Origin of the sequence: Nannocystis sp. (assembly GCF_016714285.1) — a bacterium.
Classification (GTDB): Bacteria; Myxococcota_A; Polyangia; order Nannocystales; family Nannocystaceae; genus Nannocystis.
Genome location: NZ_JADJNN010000004.1, coordinates 554,938 through 571,676, shown reverse-complemented (window position 1 = coordinate 571,676; position 16,739 = coordinate 554,938). Strand labels below are relative to the sequence as shown.

The following is a 16,739-nucleotide window of genomic DNA, read 5'->3' as shown; positions in this document are numbered from 1 at the left end:
GAGGGCGCATGACGAAGCCCTGGCTGCTGTACGGCGCGAATGGTTACACGGGTGCGCTGATCGCTACGGCGGCGGCGGAGCAGGGGCTGCGGCCGATCCTCGCGGGGCGCAACAAGGCGGCGATCGAGGCGCTCGCGGGCAAGCTGGGGCTCGAGCACCGAGTGTTCGGGCTCGAGGATGCGGAGCGGGCGGCGGCGGCGATCGAGGGCGCGGCGCTGGTGCTGCATACGGCGGGGCCGTTCTCGGCGACCAGCGAGCCGATGCTGACGGCGTGCCTGCGCAGCCGGGCGCATTACCTCGACATCACCGGTGAGATCGCGGTGTTCGAGGCCTGCAAGGCGCGCGACGCGGAGGCGCGGGCGCGCGGGGTGGTGGTGCTGCCGGGGGTGGGCTTCGACGTGGTGCCGTCGGATTGCCTGGCGCGCGCGCTGGCGGAGGCGCTGCCGGGGGCGGTGAGGCTGGAGATGGCGTTCCAGGCGCTGGGCTCGATGAGCCGCGGGACGCTGAAGACGATGCTCGAGCACATCGGTCGCGGGGTCCAGGTCCGCCGCGGCGGGAAGATCGAGACGATCGCGGCGGGCTCGCTGCAGCGGACGATCGAGTTCTCGGGCAAGCCGCGGACGGTGGTGGCGATCGGCTGGGGCGACGTGTCGACGGCGTATCACTCGACGGGGATCGGCGACATCACGGTGTCGATGGCGATGCCGCCGGGGCAGCTGCGCGGGCTGAAGGTGCTCGGCCTGCTGGCGCCGCTGCTGCGCCGACCGACGGTGATCAGGCTGCTGCAGGCGATCGTCGGGCGGGCGGTGCACGGGCCGAGCGAGCAGGTGCGCGAGTCGGCCCACGCGGAGCTGTGGGGCCAGGCGACGGCGGCCGACGGGCGCACGGTGGAGGGCCGACTGCGCACGCCGGAGGGCTACAAGACGACGGTGATCACGGCCCTGGCGTGCGTGCAGCGGCTGCTCACGGACGGGGCGGAGGCGGGCTATCAGACGCCGTCGTCGGCGTTCGGGGCGGGGCTGGTGCGCGGGCTGCCGGGGTTCTCGCTGGAGATCGGGGGCGTGCGGGCGGGGGGCAGGCGTAGCGCGGGGGCTCCGCACGTGGGGCGTCGTCGCGGGGGGCATGCGCGGGTGGTCGGGACTGAGAGGCTTCTCAGGGAAGTCTCAGGTGAGCCGGGGCGAGCGCTGTTATTCGGGGGGTATGCGCTGGCGGAGCTTGGTCGTGGGCCTCGGGGTCGTGAGCGCGGGCTGTGAGCGGCCGGCGGCGGAGAGCTGTCCGCAGGGACAGGTCGAGCGGCGGGCCGCGGCGAGCTCGGCGAGCGCGTGGGTGCTGGTGACGGCGCCGCAGGACGTCGCGCTGCTGCAGGCGACGGCGCGGGTGGTGCTGCCGGGGGCGCACCAGGCGGTGATCCGGCCGCTGTTCCGGGCGCAGATCGTCCGCTTCCACGCGCAGGCGGGGGACCGGGTGCGCAAGGGCGACCCGGTGGTCGACGTGATCATGCCGGAGGTGGTGGCGGCGGCGGCGAGCTACCGCGGGGCGCTGCTGCGCGGCGAGGTGCAGGCGGCCCGTCGCGACAAGCTGCGCGGGCTGCGAGACGAGGGGCTGGTGTCCGAGTCGGCGGTGTTCGATGTGGCGTCGAAGGCGGCGGAGACCGAGCAGCAGGCGTGGACGGCCGCGGCCACGCTGCGCGCGGCGGGGGTCGATCCGGCGCGCGCGAAGCACCAGCTGCGCTCGCCGCCGCTGAGCCTGCGCAGCCCGATCGACGGGGTGCTGCGCGAGCTCGGGGGGCAGCTCGGCGAGGTGGTGGAGGGGCAAGGAGCGCCGGTGGCGGTGATCGTCGGCGAGGGGCCGCCGCGGGTCGAGGCGAGGTTCCTGCACGCGCCGCCGGCGGGCTGCGCGATGCGCTTCGTGGCGGTCGACGGGGCGGTGTGGCCGCTGAACCCGACGCCGGTGGGGCGGGTGGTCGAGGCGGACGACGGGGCGACGGTGCTGTGGTTTTCGGTGGCGGACGATCGGGTGGCGTTCGCGGGGCTGCGCGGGGCGGTCGAGTGCGTGAGCGACGACCCGGCGATCGTGCAGGTGCCGAGCGCGGCGATCGGGCACGCGGCGAGCGGGCTGGTGGTGTATCGCCAACAGGATGGGGCGGTGACGCAGGTGCCGGTGACGCTGCTGATCTCGTCGGGGGCGTCGGCGCTGGTGCGGGCGAGCGACGGCGAGGGGCTGCGCGCGGGGATGCGGGTGGCCGAGGATGCCCGCGCCGTGGCGCGCTCGCAGGAGGGCGGCGGGTGATCGAAGCGATCGTGGTGTGGTCGGTGGCGCGGCGGCGGCTGGTGCTGGTGTTGACCGCGATCGCGGCGCTGCTGGCCGCGTTCGTGTGCACGCGCCTGCGCTTCGACGCGCTGCCGGACGTGACGACCAACCAGGTGCTGGTGTTGACGCGGGCGCAGGGGCTGACGCCGGAGGAGGTGGAGCGGCTGGTGACGCGGCCGATCGAGCTCGGGCTCGGCGGGATCCCGGGGATGAACAAGCAGCGCAGCATCTCGCGCTACGGGATCTCGGCGATCACGGCGGTGTTCGCCGACGAGGTCGATCCGTGGCTGGCGCGGCAGATGGTGCAGGAGCGGCTGGCGCTGGTCGGCGATCGTCTGCCGGAGGGGGTGGAGGCGCCGGAGCTGGGACCGTTAACCGGTGGGCTCGGCGAGATCTTTCACTTCACCGTGGGCTCGCCGCAGCGGACACCGGCGGAGCTGCTCGAGCTGGTCGAGCTGCGGGTGGTGCCGCTGCTGCGCAGCGTGGCGGGGGTCGTCGAGGTCAACACCTGGGGCGGCGAGCGGCGCACGCTGGATGTCGTCGGCCAGCCGGCGGCGATGGCCCGCTTCGGGGTGAGCCTCGGCGAGCTCGAGGCGGCCGTGATGGCGGCGACGGGGACGGCGGCGGGCTCGAGCCTGGCGGACGGGCCGGAGCAGGTGCTGCTGCGCGGGGTGGCCCGGCCGACGACGCCGTGGGCGCTGGGCGGGGCGCTGGTGCGGCCGGCGCGGGCGGGCGCGCCGGCGCTGCGGCTGGCGGACGTGGCCACGCTGCGCTGGGGCGCGACGCCGCGGATCGGCGCGGCGACGGCGAACGGGGCCGGCGAGACGGTGTACGCGATGGTCCAGATGCTGCGCGGAGACAACGCGCTGCAGGTGATGCAGCGGGTGCACGAGCGGATGGCGGACGTGCGCGCGGCGCTGCCGGAGGACGTGCAGGTCGAGGTCGTGTACGACCGCTCGAAGCTGGTCCACGCGACGCTGACGACGGTGGTGAAGAACCTGCTCGAGGGCGGGGTGCTGGTGATCGCGGTGCTGTTCGCGCTGCTCGGGAGCCTGCGCGCGGGGCTGTTGGTGGCGCTGGTGATCCCGCTGTCGATGGTGTTCGCGCTGGCCGGGATGGCGCTGCTGGACATCCCCGGCAACCTGATGAGCCTGGGTGCGATCGACTTCGGGCTGCTGGTCGACGGGGCGGTGGTGATGGTGGAGGCGGTGTTCTGCGGGGCGCTCGGGGCGAGCGCGCTGGGGCCGGAGCGGATCGCGACGCTGACGCGGCAGGTGGCCCGGCCGGTGTTCTTCTCGGTGCTGGTGATCCTGCTGGTGTACGTGCCGATCGTGACGCTGACCGGGGTCGACGGGAAGATGTTCCGGCCGATGGCGGCGGCGGTGATCATGGCGCTGCTCGGCTCGCTGGTGCTGGCGCTGACCTTCGTGCCGGCGGCGGCGGCGATGCTGCTGCGCAGCCGCGACATCCCGGCGCGCGAGCCCCTGCTGGTGCGGGCGGCGGAGAAGTTGTATGCGCCGACGCTGCGGGCGGCGACGCGGTTCCCGGCGGCGGTGGCGGTGCTGGCCGTGGCGGCGCTGGTCGGCGGCGGGCTGATGTTCGCCGGGATTGGTGCGGCGTTCGTGCCTCAGCTCGACGAGGGGGATCTGGTGATCCAGACCGAGCGGGCGCCCAATATCTCGCTCGAGTCGGCGGCGCAGGAGGCCACGGCGCTCGAGCGGGTGCTGCTGGCGGGGATCCCCGAGGTGCGGGCGGTGGTCTCGCGGATCGGCTCACCCGCGGTGGCGACCGACATCATGGGGATCGAGCAGGCGGACGTGTTCGTCGAGCTGGCCCCGCACGCGCAGTGGCGGCCGGGGCTGGGGCGCGACGAGCTGGTGGCGGAGATCGGGGCGCTGCTGGCAGAGAAGGCGCCGGCGGAGGCGATGGTGTTCACGCAGCCGATCCAGATGCGCTTCAATGAGCTGCTCGGCGGGTCGGTGACGGACGTGTCGCTCAGCATCTTCGGCGAGGACCTGCACGAGCTGCGCGGGCTGGCGGAGGCGGCGGCGGCGGTGATCGAGCGGCAGGCGGGGGCGGTGGACGTGCGGATCATGGCGCCGCCGGACGCGGCGCTGGCCGAGCTGCACCCGCGGATGCTGGACGCGGCGACCCACGGGATGACGGCGCGCGAGGTGCTGCGGGTGATCCAGGCCCTGCGCACGGGGATCGTCGCGGGCTACACGTATGAGGGGTCGCTGCGCCTGCCGATCCGGGTGCGCCTGGGGGAGACGCCGGCGGCGGCGCTGCTCGAGGACGTGCGGGTGCCGGCGCCGGACGGGGCGCTGATCGACCTCGAGCACCTGGCGGACATCGTGCGCGGGCCGGCGGCGAGCCTGGTGAACCATGACGATGCGCAGCGAAGGATCAGGTCGGCTTCAACGTGCGGGGGGCGGCGCTCGGCGAGGTGGTCGAGGGGCTGAAGACGGCGCTGGCGGCCGAGGTGCCGGCGCCGCGAGGGGTGCGGATGGTGTGGGGCGGGCAGTACGAGTCGCTGGCGGAGGCGCGGGCCCGGCTGGCGTGGGTGATCCCGGCGGTGGTGGTGGCGATCCTGGGGGTGCTCTTGCTGGCGTTCGGGCGCCTGCGGCCGGCGCTGCTGATCTTCACGCACGTGCCCTTCGCGTGCGTGGGTGGCATCCTGGCGCTGACCATGCGCGCGCTCCCCCTCTCGCTGTCGGCCGCGATCGGCTTCATCGCCCTCAGCGGGATCGCGGTGCTCAACGGGGTGGTGCTGCTGTCCCAGATCACGACGCTGCGCGCGGAGGGGATGCCGGCCCGCGAGGCCGCGATCGCGGCGGCGCACTCGCGGATGCGGCCGGTGCTGATGACGGCGATGGTGGCGGCGCTGGGCTTCGTGCCGATGATGCTGGCGACCGGCACGGGGGCCGAGGTGCAGCGGCCGCTGGCGACGGTGGTGGTCGGCGGGCTGGTGACCTCGACGCTGCTGACGTTGCTGATCTTGCCGGCGCTGTATCCGTTCTTCGCCGGCCGGGAGGCGAAGGCGTGAGGAGCGTGGCCGTCGCGGACGTGTCGCGGCGCGGGCTGCGGGAGGCGGAGGCGTGAGGATCTTGGCCGTGGAGGACGACGAGCGGCTGGTCGTGCTGTTGCAGCGCGGGTTGCGGGAGGAGGGGCACGTGGTCGACGCATGCTCGTGCTGCGCCGACGCGCTGGGGCAGGCGCAGACGATCGCGTACGACGTGATTCTGCTCGACTGGATGTTGCCCGACGGCGACGGGCTGTCGCTGCTGCGGAGCTGGCGTGACCGCGGGGTGGCGACGCCGGTGCTGATGTTGACGGCGCGCGGGGCGGTCGGGGAGCGGGTGCTGGGGCTGCGCTCCGGGGCCGACGACTATCTCGTCAAGCCCTTCGACTTCGCGGAGCTGCTGGCGCGGATCGAGGTGCTGGGGCGACGTCGCGGCGGGGAGGCGGCGCAGCTGCGGGCGGGGGCGGTGCTGCTCGACGGTCGCAAGCGGGCGCTGATCCACGGGGCGCAGGAGGTGGCGCTGACGGCCCGGGAGTTCGCGCTGTGCTCGCTGCTGTTTCGCCGGGTCGGCGAGGTGCTGACGCGGTCGGAGCTGCTCGCGGGGGTGTGGGGGCCGAGCTTCGACGGCGAGCCGAACGTGCTCGACGTGTACATCGGCTACCTGCGCGGCAAGCTGGCGGAGCTCGGCGAGGAGGCGCCGACGATCCGGGCCCAGCGCGGGGTCGGCTTCCGTCTGCAGCTGGCGGAGGTTCGCAGGTGACGCTGCAGCGGCGCCTGCTGATCTTCGGCGCGGCGCTGCCGGCGAGCCTGCTGGTGCTGGCGCTGGTGGTGATCGGCTTCGTGCTCGAGCACCTGCTGCTCGAGTCGGTGGACCGCGGGCTGGTGCTGCAGGCGGCGAGCGAGTCGGTGAGCCTGTTCGACCGCCCGGGTCAGGACGCGCACCTGCACTTCGAGGAGTCGACGCTGATCGCGGACCTGCAGCGGCTGCAGCACCGCGGGGCGCTGTACGGGCCCGACGGGGGGCGCCTGCTGGCGTTCCCGGACGACTCGGTGGCGCCGCCGCGGATCGAGCTGGCGACGGTCGGGGCGACGCCGCAGCTGGCGACCCGGACGCTGGCGGACGACCACCGGATCCGCGAGCTGCGGGTGACGATCGGGTCGCCGCGCGGCGAGCCGCACGTGATCTGGCTGGCGGTCTCGCTGGCGAGTCACGACGCGGCGCTGGCCGCCTACGCGCGGGCGGCCGGGCTGATCGGTGCGGCGCTGACGCTGGTGATGCTGGCGCTGCAGATCGGCCACGCGCGCGGGCTGGGAGCCCGGGTGCAGCGGCTCCACGCGCACATGCAGCGCCTGCGCGACGGCGACTTCACGGCGCAGCCGGAGTCGGACGCGGGCAGCGACGTGATCGCGGGGCTGCGCGACGCGATCGCCGACGCGACCGCGAAGCTGCGGGCGGCCGCGGAGGGCCAGCACCGCTTGATCGCGGACGCGGCGCACGAGCTGCGCACGCCGCTGACGGCGATGCGGATGGAGATCGACGTGACGCTGCGGCGGCCGCGGAGCGAGGATGAGTTGATCGAGGCGCTGACGCGGGTGCGGGCCGAGGTCGACCGCCTCGGGGCGCTGGCCAGCAAGCTGCTCGACATGGCGAGCCTGCGCCGGGCCGACTGGGAGCGGGTGCCGATCGACGCGGCCGAGCTGGTGCGCGCGGCGATCGACGGGCACCGGGCGCCGGCCGAGCGCCGCGGCGTGACGCTGCATGTGCACGGGCCGGAGCAGGCGCCGCTGCGCGCCAACCCGGGGCCGCTGCGTCAGGCGGTCGACAATTTGTTGGCCAACGCGATCAAGTTCTCGCCGCCAGGCGGGGCGGTCGATGTGACGCTGCGACCCGGCGAGTCAGGGCTGACGATCACGGTGGAGGACCGCGGACCCGGGGTGCCGGCGAGCGAGCGCGAGGCGATCTTCGCCCCGTTCCACCGCCTGCAACGCGGCAGCGACGGGGCGGGGCTCGGGCTGGCGATCGTGCGCGAGGTGGCCGAGGCGCACGGGGGGCGGGCCTTCGTCACGGCGCGCGAGGGCGGGGGGGCCTGCTTTCATGTGGTGGTGGCGCGGGGGTAGGGGGGCTAGCTAGAAGCCGCGTTTGTTAAATCCGGGCAGGCAGAGCGACAGCGCGCTCCCGGTCGTGCCGGCGAAGAAGCAGGCGAGGCGGGCGCAGAATGTTGGTAGATCGATGCAGCCCTGAAAGTACGCCGGGTCGGCGAGGTGCCATAGCTGGGTGTCGCTCACATCGCCGCTGAGGTCTTGCCAGTAGACGTCCTGGCGGATGGCGCGGCGCCCGGAGACGATGTGGAGGAAGCCATCGTGTGACGTGAATCCGCCGTCGGCCGAGAGGTACCACCGGAGCGTACCCTCGAGGCCATCGCGGGCTGCCGCGAGGGCGCAGTCGAGGGCGGCCTCGTCGTTGCCGCCGATACTCGGACAAAGCGGGGAGTCGCACAGCAAGGACCCCTGGTCGTCGACGCACGCGCACTCGGGCGCGACATCCGGCGTCAGCGGACCCTCCGAGGTCGAGCCCGGGTTTGTGCAAGTGGGGTCGATCGGTCCGGAGGTCCAATCGCCGCCGGTCGTGTCCACCGCCCCGGTCGTGGTGCCGCTGGTGTCACCCGCCGTGCTGCCCGACGTGCTGTCCGCTGTGCTGGTGGTGCTGGCGGTGCTGGTGGTGCTGGTGGTGGTGCTGGTGGTGCTCGCTGTGGTGCTCGCCGTGGTGCTCGTGGGCGTCGTGCTGCCCTCGCTCGTGCCCGTCGACGTGCTGCTGTCGTCGCTTTCTGACTGTCCTGGACAGCCTGCCATCAGCAGCGAGAGTAGCGAGGCCAGCGAGGTCAGCGATCGCGCGTCGAGCATCACCATGTCCCCCCCCCCCCCCCCCCCCCCCCCCCCCCCCCCCCCCCCCGCGCGGGGCTCCGGGGCCCTCACCCCCTGCGGCCAGACGCGCCGGGTCGACAGGCATCGCAGAGTGTTCTCGCATTGGGGCCCACCCGGGTGCACCTCGCGGTGGACCTTCCGGCGCGACCTCTCCCCCTTGCCCCCGCCCGGGGGGGGGCCGCGTGCGCCGGCCGTATACCGGTGAGGAAGGCGCCGAACGAGAGGAGGACGATGGTGCGAAGGTTCATGGTGCTTTCAGTGGAGAATGCCGCGGGGCGCGGCGGGTAGCAGCAGCAGAATCTGCGCACATCATGGGCGCGCCGCTCGAGCAACGGCCGCAGCCGATGAAGCGCTTGCACGGAGGTGCAAGCCATTCGCCGGCCACCGGCGGCGGTCATCGAAAGCCCACAGATTACAACCCGGCCCGCTGGCACAGGCCTTGCTCTGGGATTGCCAACATTGCCATGGACCACTGTCCCGCCCGAATTCCCAAGAGGCGCCACGGCGCCGCGGCGCCTCTCCTAGCGTGTGCGCTGATATCTCTGCTCGTCCTCGGCTGCGCCGCTGGCGATCCGCGCTTCACCGTCGACGCGCCGGCCGGCTTCTGGCAGGGGCTGTGGCACGGGATGATCTCGTGGGTGACGCTCGTGATCGGCCTGTTCAGCGAGCAGGTCCGCGTCTATGAGCTGCACAATACCGGCGGGTGGTACGACCTCGGCTTTCTCCTCGGCATCGGCTGCATCTGTGGCGGCGGCTCACGCTCGTATCGCCCCAGGCCGCCGAAGCGATCGCTGCGCGACCAGAAGGAGTGGGAGGAGATCGCCAAGAAGGTCGAGCACAAACTGCAACACAAGATCCGCCAGTGGGCCGAGGCCGAACCGGACGAGGACTGGGAGCACGTCGGCAGCAAGGCCGAGGCGAAGCTCAAGCAGAAGCTGCGGGCGTGGGCCGAGGAGGGCGGCGAGGCCCAGCGCTGAGGCGAGACGGGTTCGCGGGGTCCTCCACGCTTCCAGGTGGTGCCGCGCGCCCGTGATCAGAATTCCCGATCGTAGAAGCCGGGCAGGCACAGGGACAGCGCGATTGCCTCCGTGCCCGCGAAGAAGCAGGCGAGCCGCTCGCAGAATGTCGGCAGATCGATGCACCCTTGAAAGTACGCCGCGTCCTTGAGCTGCCACAGTTGCGTATCGCTCACCTCGCCGCCGAGGTCGATCCAATTCACGTCCTGGCGGATGGCGCGGCGCTCGGAGACGATGTGGAGGAAGCCATAGTGCTCCGAGAATCCGTTGTTGGGCGCGAAGTACCAGTACAGCGTGCCCTCGAGGCCATCGCGGGCCGCCGCGAGGGCGCAATCCAGTGCCGCCTCGTCGTAGCTCCACGACCCGTGACATTGCTGCTGGAAGATGTCACCGCCGGAGCACTTGCCGCTGATAGAAGGACAAAGCGGGGACTTACAAACCAGAGACCCCTGCGCGTCCACGCACGCGCACTCGGGCGCGACATCCGGCGCCAGCGGACCCTCCGAGGTCGAGCCCGGGTATGTGCAGGTGACGTCGATCGGCTCGGAGGTCTCATCGCCGCCGGTCGTGTCGACGGCCCCCGTGGTGCCGCTGGTATCACCTGCCGTGCTGCCTGCCGTGCTGCCTGCGGTGGTGGGGTCCGGTGTGTCCGCGGTGCTGCTGCCCGTCGGGCTGCTGTTGGTGGTGCTGTTGGTGGTGCTTGTCGGCGTCATGGTGCTGGCGCCCGTACCCGTCGACGTGCCGCTGTCGTCTCCGCCGGGCTGTCCAGGACAGCCGACGAAGAGCAGCACAGCGAAGGGGGCGAGGATGCGCGCGTCGAGTATCACCATCTCAAGATGATGCCGCAGAGCGGGGCGGGCCGCCGCAGCAGGATCTGCGTGCATACCTCCTGCAAGACCCGCAGCGGCGGCCTGGATCACGGGAGCTTGATCATGGGCGCCCAGCCGACCTCGGCGGGGAGCAGATCGTAGAGTGGCGTGGGGTTTGGCCGGGCGCTGCAGTTGAAGGCCGGGCCATCGTCGGGCTGGCCGTTGCGGGTGTAGGTCGGGCCCTCCACCGCGGGCAGCGGCATCACGCGCAGGGGCCCGTCGGGGCTGCCGACGGCGCCGGGCGGCGGCTTGCAGCTATTCTCATATTCGGCGCCGAGTCGGACCAGGCACTCGGGGTCGGAGAATACAGAGTGCATTTGCGCGGCGGAGGCCTCACATTGGAACTGGCCCGGGCTCGCCTCGATTGCGAAGCAGGGCGTCTCGAGCACCGTGTCGTAGAAGTACCCGTCGGGCACGAGCAGGGTATCGGCGTGGCGCGCCCACGAGAGCTGGAGTCGACCCGCACCGACCTGCAGCGGCTCGTAGAGCAGCGGCGGCCGGAGCTCGACGACCTCGTAGCACGTCGATCCAGGGCCCAGCGTGATCGCCATGCAGGTGTCGCCGGCATAGCCGTCGACCTCGGTGACGCCGAGGCGAGCGACGTCCGCCGCGCACAGCTCATCGTCCCAGAACAAGGTGACGCCGCCGCGGCACGGCGTCCCGCAGGCCGCCGGGGTCGTGCAGCCGGGATCGGAGAATGCCTCGGCCTGGCCCCCGACGGGCGGCAGCAGGCGGCCGCGGTCGGGGTAGACCTCGTGCTTGAGCTCGGGGTCGTAGCCGCGCCAGACCTGACGGCTGCCGTCCTCGCCGACGAGGGTCTGGCGTTGTACCGCGCCGACGGGCTCCGACAGGGTGTCCGCGCGGACGAAGTCGGCGAGCGGCGCCTCGCTGTACTGGCAATAGTTGGCGGTCCAGTCGGGCGAGGGCTTCCACTGGGGGACGCACGCGCCTCCGTCGTTGCGATAGCCCTGGGTGATCGCCAGCTTCTGGCCGAGCTTGATCGCGCCGTATTCGGGGAACCACTGGCCGCAGCTCTCGTCCGCGGTGGGGGCATTCTGCCAGTAGGTCACCAGGCCCTGGTCGCAGTCGAATTGCTGGGCCGCGATGATCACGATCTCGGTGCCCGGCGCGCAGTCGGGGCTCGAGAAGCCGCGGATCGCCAGGGTGTCGATCGGCACGCAGCGGATGTCGCCGTCGACGGTGGTCGCGAAGCTGCAGTCGAGCGCGAGCGTCTGGTCGTGCCAGCCGAGCAGCTGGGCGACGCGGGCGGGGTCTTCGGGGCTCGCCACGGCTCGCGGGATCAGGCGCGAGCCGGGCCGGCATGGGCCCCTCTCTTCCCCCCTGTCGCGGGCCGCGGGGGGGGCGCCGGTGTGCCCCCCCCTGGTCCGTTCCCCGCCCTTCCCGTCCCCCCCCCGAGCGAACCATCCTACACGGGAGAGCCGGACGACAGTGCGACGAAGCGGGGTGGGACGATCGTGGCGGTCGCGGCCAGCAGGCCGGAGCGCCGGGCATCGGCGCGCTTGCCTCAGGGCCGCAGGACGACCTTGATGCAGTTGTCCTGCTTGTACGCCGCCGGCGCCGAATGGCAGCTGATCGACGGTGCCCACATAAGCGCCGGGGATCGACGACGCATGATCTGTGATTCGCTGCCGGGGTCATCGGGGACGCGGGGTGATCGGGGCAAGTCCGGTCTTCGAGCGCGGACCCACGTGGTGGGCGGGACCTGTGATACACTTTTTCAGTCGGTGGGGGTGGTGTGCTGATAAATCGATCGCTACGGGTGATGGCGTTGGCGGCGGCGATGGTTGGTTGCCGAGGATCGACGTCGGGTGCGGGCGAGGCCGACGTGCGAATGCCAGAGATCGGCGAGGTTCCTGCGGGGGTGCTGCTGCGCGAGCAGCAGCTGCGTTTCGCCCCCGAGATAATGACGCTGGGGTCGCGCGAGGCCGACGATATCTGGATCCCGCTGGCCTTGTTGAGCGAGATCGAGGGTGAACTCGCGCTGATCCGCAAGACCTACCCGGTGGTCGCCCAGGTCGAGCTGGCGATCCTGCCCGCCGATATGCTGCTCGTGACTCTCAAGCCGGGCGTGGCGTTCGCGGACGCGTGGAGCGCGGGGCGCCTGGAGACCGGGGAGGCGGAGCTCGACGCCCTCTTACGGTACTTCAATGCCGTCAGCGTGCGCTGTTCGTTCGGCATGAACTTCGAGGTCACCTTTGCGCAGTGGTTAAACGTCGGTCGGCTGAGCTCGGTCGTCCAGGCGACTTCGACCTCGGTCGAGTTGGCGTACAGGAACTTCTTTGTCGGCGATCCCGCGGAGATCCGGCGCTTGAAGGCCGCCGGCAACCGCGTCTACACCTTCGTCCGTGGCTGCAAGGATCCCGATGGCTGCTCGAGTCGGCCCACATGGATCGTGTGGATCGCGCGCGATGGATCGCTGACGATGCGAGAGACGACGACCTGACGGCCGCGAGCGCAGCAAGGGCGCTCGTGGCCGCGGTGGAGCGCGTCGCGCTCGCGTTCACTGTGGATCGGGGTTGATGATCTTCGTGCCCGTGCCGGCGAGGTATCCGTAGCTGTCGTGTTGGTCGTAGCCGACGACGATCACGCTGAAGGGGGTCTCGTCGCCTTCGAGGACGTGGATGCCGTCGGCGAGGGGGACGCGGGCGACCTCGAAGCCGGAGTTGCCCACGGGGTTGAAGGCCATGTCGGGGATGGTGACGCCGTCGATCTTGATCATGGCGCCGGCCATGCGGGTGAAGACGCCGACGTCGTTGATCCAGGTGCCGGGGACGAGGATGACGTAGCGGGGGAGGTACTGCTCGACCGCGGGGATCTGGACGGAGAGCGGGTCGCCGGTGGTGTTGAGGTTGCCGGGGAGGTTCTCGGCGCCGGTCATGTAGTTCATGACGGCGATCGGCTTGTCGGACGTGATCTCGAAGTCGCCGGGCTCCTTCGTGGTGCCGCCGGCGTAGAACTCGACGACCTGGCCCTTGTTGAGCTTGATCGGGTTCGGCGGCAGGCCGGTGACCTGGGGGTCGGCGACGATGTTGACGACGGTGTTGTCCTCGGATCCGTAGAGCTGCCAGAGCGAGGTCTCGGGCATGGCGGGGTTGCGGACGGGGACGCGGGCGGCGACGAAGTTCTTGCCCCACAGGCGGACGCCGGAGATCTGCTCCTCCATGTGGTCACAGCAGCAGGTCTGGGTCGGGATGAGGGCGCACTCGAGGCCGGCGAACATGGCGAAGGGGGTGGCCTTGTCGCTCTCGAAGGTGGTGCCGGACAGCGAGGTGCCGATGTTGTTGATGGCGACGCTGAGCACGTCGCCCTCCATGAGGACGACGTCGAAGGGGACGCCCGGGGCGCCGGCTGGGACACCGGCGCCGGCCTTGGTGGCGACGCTGGGGGTGACGGTGATCTTGGTGTTGTCGACGAAGGCGACGGCGCTGGCGTAGCTGCGCTGGGGGGTGTTGGTGTTGTCGGTGGTGGAGGTGAAGGTGATCGCGTGGTTGATGTGGTCCCAGGCGGTCACGGGGTAGAGCATCGCGGCGTCGGAGAGGAAGGAGTTCTGGCCGTCGATCGGGTTAAACTGGTAGGCGATGACGGGGACGTCCGACTTGACGCGGTAGGCGAAGCCCTTGCCGAGCTGGCTGTCGTCGGTGTGCTGGTCGGGGAGGTTGAAGGTGCCGAGGTTCAGGGCGGTGATCTGGGTCGGGCCGGCGATCACGTTCCACACGTTGCCCTGCTTGCGCTCGATCGTGACGTTGGCCGGGGTCAGCTTCTGGACGTTGGCGACGGCGACGGCGTACTGGCCGGTCTCGGCGAGGTCGTGCGAGTCCATGTCGATGGCGTAGAAGAGGCAGCCGACGGTGCTCTTGGACAGCTCGGACTGCTCACAGGTCTCGGGGATCTGGCCGAAGTTGGGGTCCTCACCGGTGCTCGACTCGGCCCCGGTGCTGGCGGTGCTGGTGCTGCCGGTGCCGGTGTCGGGGTCGACGGCGCCGGTGCTGGTGCCCGGGCCGCTGGTGGTGGCGGTGGTCGGGTTGGTGGTGCCGGTCGAGGGCTGCGGGTCGGTGGTGGCCATGGTCGCCGAGCCGCTCATGCCGCTGTCAGTGACGTCGCTGGTCGGGGTGGTCGGGCCGACGCTGGTCGGGGTGTCGGTGGTCGGGCCGACCGAGGCGCCGGTGCTGGCGCTGGCGGTGCCGGTCGCGGTCTCACTGGTGCCGCTGGTGCTGTCGCCGCAGGCGGTGAGGAGGAGGGCGGCGAGGAGGGGTGGGGTGACGGCGGGGCGCAGGCGCATGGGGGTGGTCCTTGGAGGGCCCCACGCTATTACATCGCGGCGTTGGCGGGCACCGGGGGTCCGGGTGACATGTCTGAAGGGACATGCTCTATTGGCCAGCTGCGCCGCGGGTTCCAAGTGGACGCCGTTCAGGGTGACGAGAGGAACATCACTGTAATGAGCCGGTGCTGGGGACGAAATCTCGGGTGGGAGGCGGACACCCACGGCCAGCGGGCTTTTTCCTTGTGTGTTCACGGTCCGTGCACGATCGGCCGAATGCGCCCATCGTGGCCTGCGGGGTCAGCCGCCCCCGCGCGAGGCACTGGATTGCCCCAGCCTTGCCGCCTTACCCTGCGGTGAATTCACAGCTTTCGAGGTTTTGTCATGCCCCACACTCCCCCCGTTGGCGGCCTCCGCCTCACCCTTGCCCCCCTGACCCTGCTTTCTCTCCTCGCTCTCGCGGGAGCGTGTTCCGACGACTCGGCTGGCTCGGTGACCGAGTCGAGCACGGGCGGGATCACGGCCACCACCACCGAGGCGTCGTCGACCTTGCCGACGACGACGTTTGATAGCCAGACCGACACGGTCGACCCGAGCCATCCGGACAGCGGCGTCACGCACACCACGGGTGACCCGCCGACGACGACGGCCGTGACGGTGTCGACGACGGACGTCACGACGACGACGACGGTCGACCCGAGCACCACCACCGGCGACGGCAGCACGACGGCGACCTGCGACACGGACGGGCCGCTGTGCGACATCCCGCCGGAGGAGCAGGTGCCGACGGAGAAGCCGGACGGTCTGCCGAGCCCGCTGCCGGGGGTGTACGACGACCAGGGCGAGGCGCCGCTGGACAACCAGGTGCGCGGGCTGATCGGGTTCCCGACCCGCAGCTTCGGCACGCTCGAGGGCAAGGTCGCGGCGATGTACGACCCGAACAGCCCGAGCTTTGGCGAGTACCTGACGGTGGCCGAGTGGATGGCGGCGCACGCCCCGACGCAGGCGGACTACGACCTGATCAAGGAGTGGCTCGAGTTCCGCAACTTGGCGGTGACCTTCGACTCGAGCAACCGCCTGGTGGTGGCGTTCAAGGGCAGCGTCAAGGACTTCAACGACACCTTCAAGACGACGCTGCACATCTGCCTGCGCAAGAACCCGCAGCAGGGCAACCCGCCGTTCGAGGTGTACTGCACGGTCGACAGCTTCACGCTGCCGAAGTTCGTGGCCGACCGCACGACGGGGCTGCTGACGGCGGACCTGCCGGCGGCGACCGGGAGCCTGCCGGGGGAGGCCGGCGCGGTGATCAACGATCCGCCGGGGCCGGGCGCGCTCGACCCGAAGGAGGTCGCGGCGGCGTACGAGGTCGATGATCTGTACGCGGTCGGGTTCAACGGGCAGGGCATCAAGATCGGGGTGATCGCGGCGGCGACCTACCACAGCAAGGACCTCCAGACCTTCTGGAAGACCTTCGGGATCACGCGGGCGCTGCCGAAGCGCAAGCAGATGATGGAGCCGGTGGTCACGCGCATCACCGAGACGATCCTCGACGTGCAGTGGTCGTCGTCGATCGCGCCGGGGGCGGAGATCATCACCTACGAGGGCCCGGACTCGCGCAACACCTCGCTGCTGTACGGCTTCAACGAGGCGATCGCGCTCGGCGAGGTCCAGGTGCTGACCGACTCGTTCGCCCACCGCGAGGACTCGGAGCCGCTGCCGCTGCGCCACCAGTACAACCACGCGGCGCTGATGGGGGCCTCGCTCGGCATCACGGTGATCTCGGCCAGCGGCGACTCGGCGCGGCCGGACATCCCGTGCACCAGCCCCTACGTGGTGTGCGTCGGCGGCACCGACCTGCTGACCAACGGCAACGGGGGGTGATCAGCGAGACGGCGTGGGACTCGTCGGGCTCGGGCGACGCCAAGACCTTCCTGGTCCCGGACTGGCAGGTCGGCATCGTGCCGAACGATCGCCGCGCGACGGTCGACGTGGCGCTCAACGCCGGCTTCTCGAGCGGCGGCTACTGGATCCGCCGCATCGGCGCGTGGGAGAGCTACGGCGGGACCTCGTTCGCGGCGCCGGTGTTCGCGGGGCTGATCGCCACGGTGAACAGCTACCGCGCGGACCAGGGCCTGCCGCCGGTGGGGCTGCTGACGCCGGTCATCTACACGGACGCGCTGGTCAAGGCGAGCTTCCGCGACGTGACGATGGGCGCGACCGACCTGTTCTCGGCCAAGAAGGGCTGGGACTACCCGACCGGCTGGGGCGCGCCGCGGGCCAAGAAGCTGGCCGACTCGCTGCCGTGATCGGCGCGCGTGTGA

The 16,739-nt window shown here is 71.5% G+C and carries 12 protein-coding genes and 1 pseudogene; 9 read left to right on the top strand and 4 right to left on the bottom strand.

Annotated elements, in window-relative coordinates:
- The first annotated feature begins 8 nt into the window (after nt 1-8).
- The 5 genes and pseudogenes from IPJ59_RS13335 (at nt 9) to IPJ59_RS13315 (ending at nt 7,450) form a co-directional block, all read left to right on the top strand.
- Nucleotides 9-1,253 carry a saccharopine dehydrogenase family protein gene (locus tag IPJ59_RS13335; RefSeq protein ID WP_293271933.1) on the top strand — a complete coding sequence of 415 codons (1,245 nt, stop codon included), beginning with the start codon at nt 9-11 and terminating at the stop codon, nt 1,251-1,253.
- Complete coding sequence (locus IPJ59_RS13330; RefSeq protein ID WP_293271932.1) at nt 1,237-2,289, top strand: efflux RND transporter periplasmic adaptor subunit; 1,053 nt, start codon at nt 1,237-1,239, stop codon at nt 2,287-2,289. Before IPJ59_RS13335 ends, IPJ59_RS13330 begins: the two co-directional genes overlap by 17 nt.
- Nucleotides 2,286-5,356: pseudogene (locus IPJ59_RS13325) on the top strand (efflux RND transporter permease subunit). The gene IPJ59_RS13330 and the pseudogene IPJ59_RS13325 overlap by 4 nt, the downstream one beginning before the upstream one ends.
- A gap of 52 nt (nt 5,357-5,408) precedes the next feature.
- Nucleotides 5,409-6,092: a response regulator transcription factor gene (locus IPJ59_RS13320; protein WP_293260397.1), complete on the top strand. Its 684-nt coding sequence runs from the start codon at nt 5,409-5,411 to the stop codon at nt 6,090-6,092.
- Complete coding sequence (locus tag IPJ59_RS13315) at nt 6,089-7,450, top strand: sensor histidine kinase (RefSeq protein WP_293260400.1); 1,362 nt, start codon at nt 6,089-6,091, stop codon at nt 7,448-7,450. The genes IPJ59_RS13320 and IPJ59_RS13315 overlap by 4 nt, the downstream gene beginning before the upstream one ends.
- A gap of 9 nt (nt 7,451-7,459) precedes the next feature.
- On the opposite strand, the gene IPJ59_RS13310 is transcribed toward IPJ59_RS13315, so the two are convergent.
- On the bottom strand, nt 7,460-8,233 hold the full coding sequence (locus IPJ59_RS13310; RefSeq protein WP_293271931.1) for a WxL domain-containing protein: 774 nt from the start codon (nt 8,231-8,233) through the stop codon (nt 7,460-7,462).
- A gap of 485 nt (nt 8,234-8,718) precedes the next feature.
- Between IPJ59_RS13310 and IPJ59_RS13305 the strand changes: the two genes are divergently transcribed.
- Nucleotides 8,719-9,231 (top strand): hypothetical protein, encoded by a 513-nt coding sequence (locus tag IPJ59_RS13305; protein ID WP_293271930.1) that lies wholly within the window; start codon nt 8,719-8,721, stop codon nt 9,229-9,231.
- 56 nt (nt 9,232-9,287) lie between these two features.
- Here IPJ59_RS13305 and IPJ59_RS13300 read toward each other — a convergent pair whose 3' ends face one another.
- Both IPJ59_RS13300 and IPJ59_RS13295 read right to left on the bottom strand, forming a co-directional pair.
- Nucleotides 9,288-10,100: a hypothetical protein gene (locus IPJ59_RS13300; RefSeq protein ID WP_293271929.1), complete on the bottom strand. Its 813-nt coding sequence runs from the start codon at nt 10,098-10,100 to the stop codon at nt 9,288-9,290.
- Between the two features lie 86 nt (nt 10,101-10,186).
- On the bottom strand, nt 10,187-11,428 hold the full coding sequence (locus IPJ59_RS13295; protein ID WP_293271927.1) for a DUF7481 family protein: 1,242 nt from the start codon (nt 11,426-11,428) through the stop codon (nt 10,187-10,189).
- Nucleotides 11,429-11,928: 500 nt separating this feature from the next.
- On the opposite strand from IPJ59_RS13295, the gene IPJ59_RS13290 reads away from it, so the two are divergent.
- A complete protein-coding gene (locus IPJ59_RS13290) occupies nt 11,929-12,603 on the top strand; it encodes a hypothetical protein (protein ID WP_293271926.1) in 675 nt (224 codons plus the stop codon).
- A 57-nt stretch (nt 12,604-12,660) separates the two neighbouring features.
- Here IPJ59_RS13290 and IPJ59_RS13285 read toward each other — a convergent pair whose 3' ends face one another.
- Nucleotides 12,661-14,439 (bottom strand): IgGFc-binding protein, encoded by a 1,779-nt coding sequence (locus IPJ59_RS13285; RefSeq protein ID WP_293271925.1) that lies wholly within the window; start codon nt 14,437-14,439, stop codon nt 12,661-12,663.
- A gap of 471 nt (nt 14,440-14,910) precedes the next feature.
- On the opposite strand from IPJ59_RS13285, the gene IPJ59_RS13280 reads away from it, so the two are divergent.
- Nucleotides 14,911-16,299, top strand: a complete 1,389-nt coding sequence (locus tag IPJ59_RS13280; protein WP_293271924.1) for a protease pro-enzyme activation domain-containing protein — start codon at nt 14,911-14,913, stop codon at nt 16,297-16,299.
- Complete coding sequence (locus tag IPJ59_RS13275; RefSeq protein WP_293271923.1) at nt 16,296-16,724, top strand: S8/S53 family peptidase; 429 nt, start codon at nt 16,296-16,298, stop codon at nt 16,722-16,724. Before IPJ59_RS13280 ends, IPJ59_RS13275 begins: the two co-directional genes overlap by 4 nt.
- The last annotated feature ends 15 nt before the right edge of the window (nt 16,725-16,739 follow it).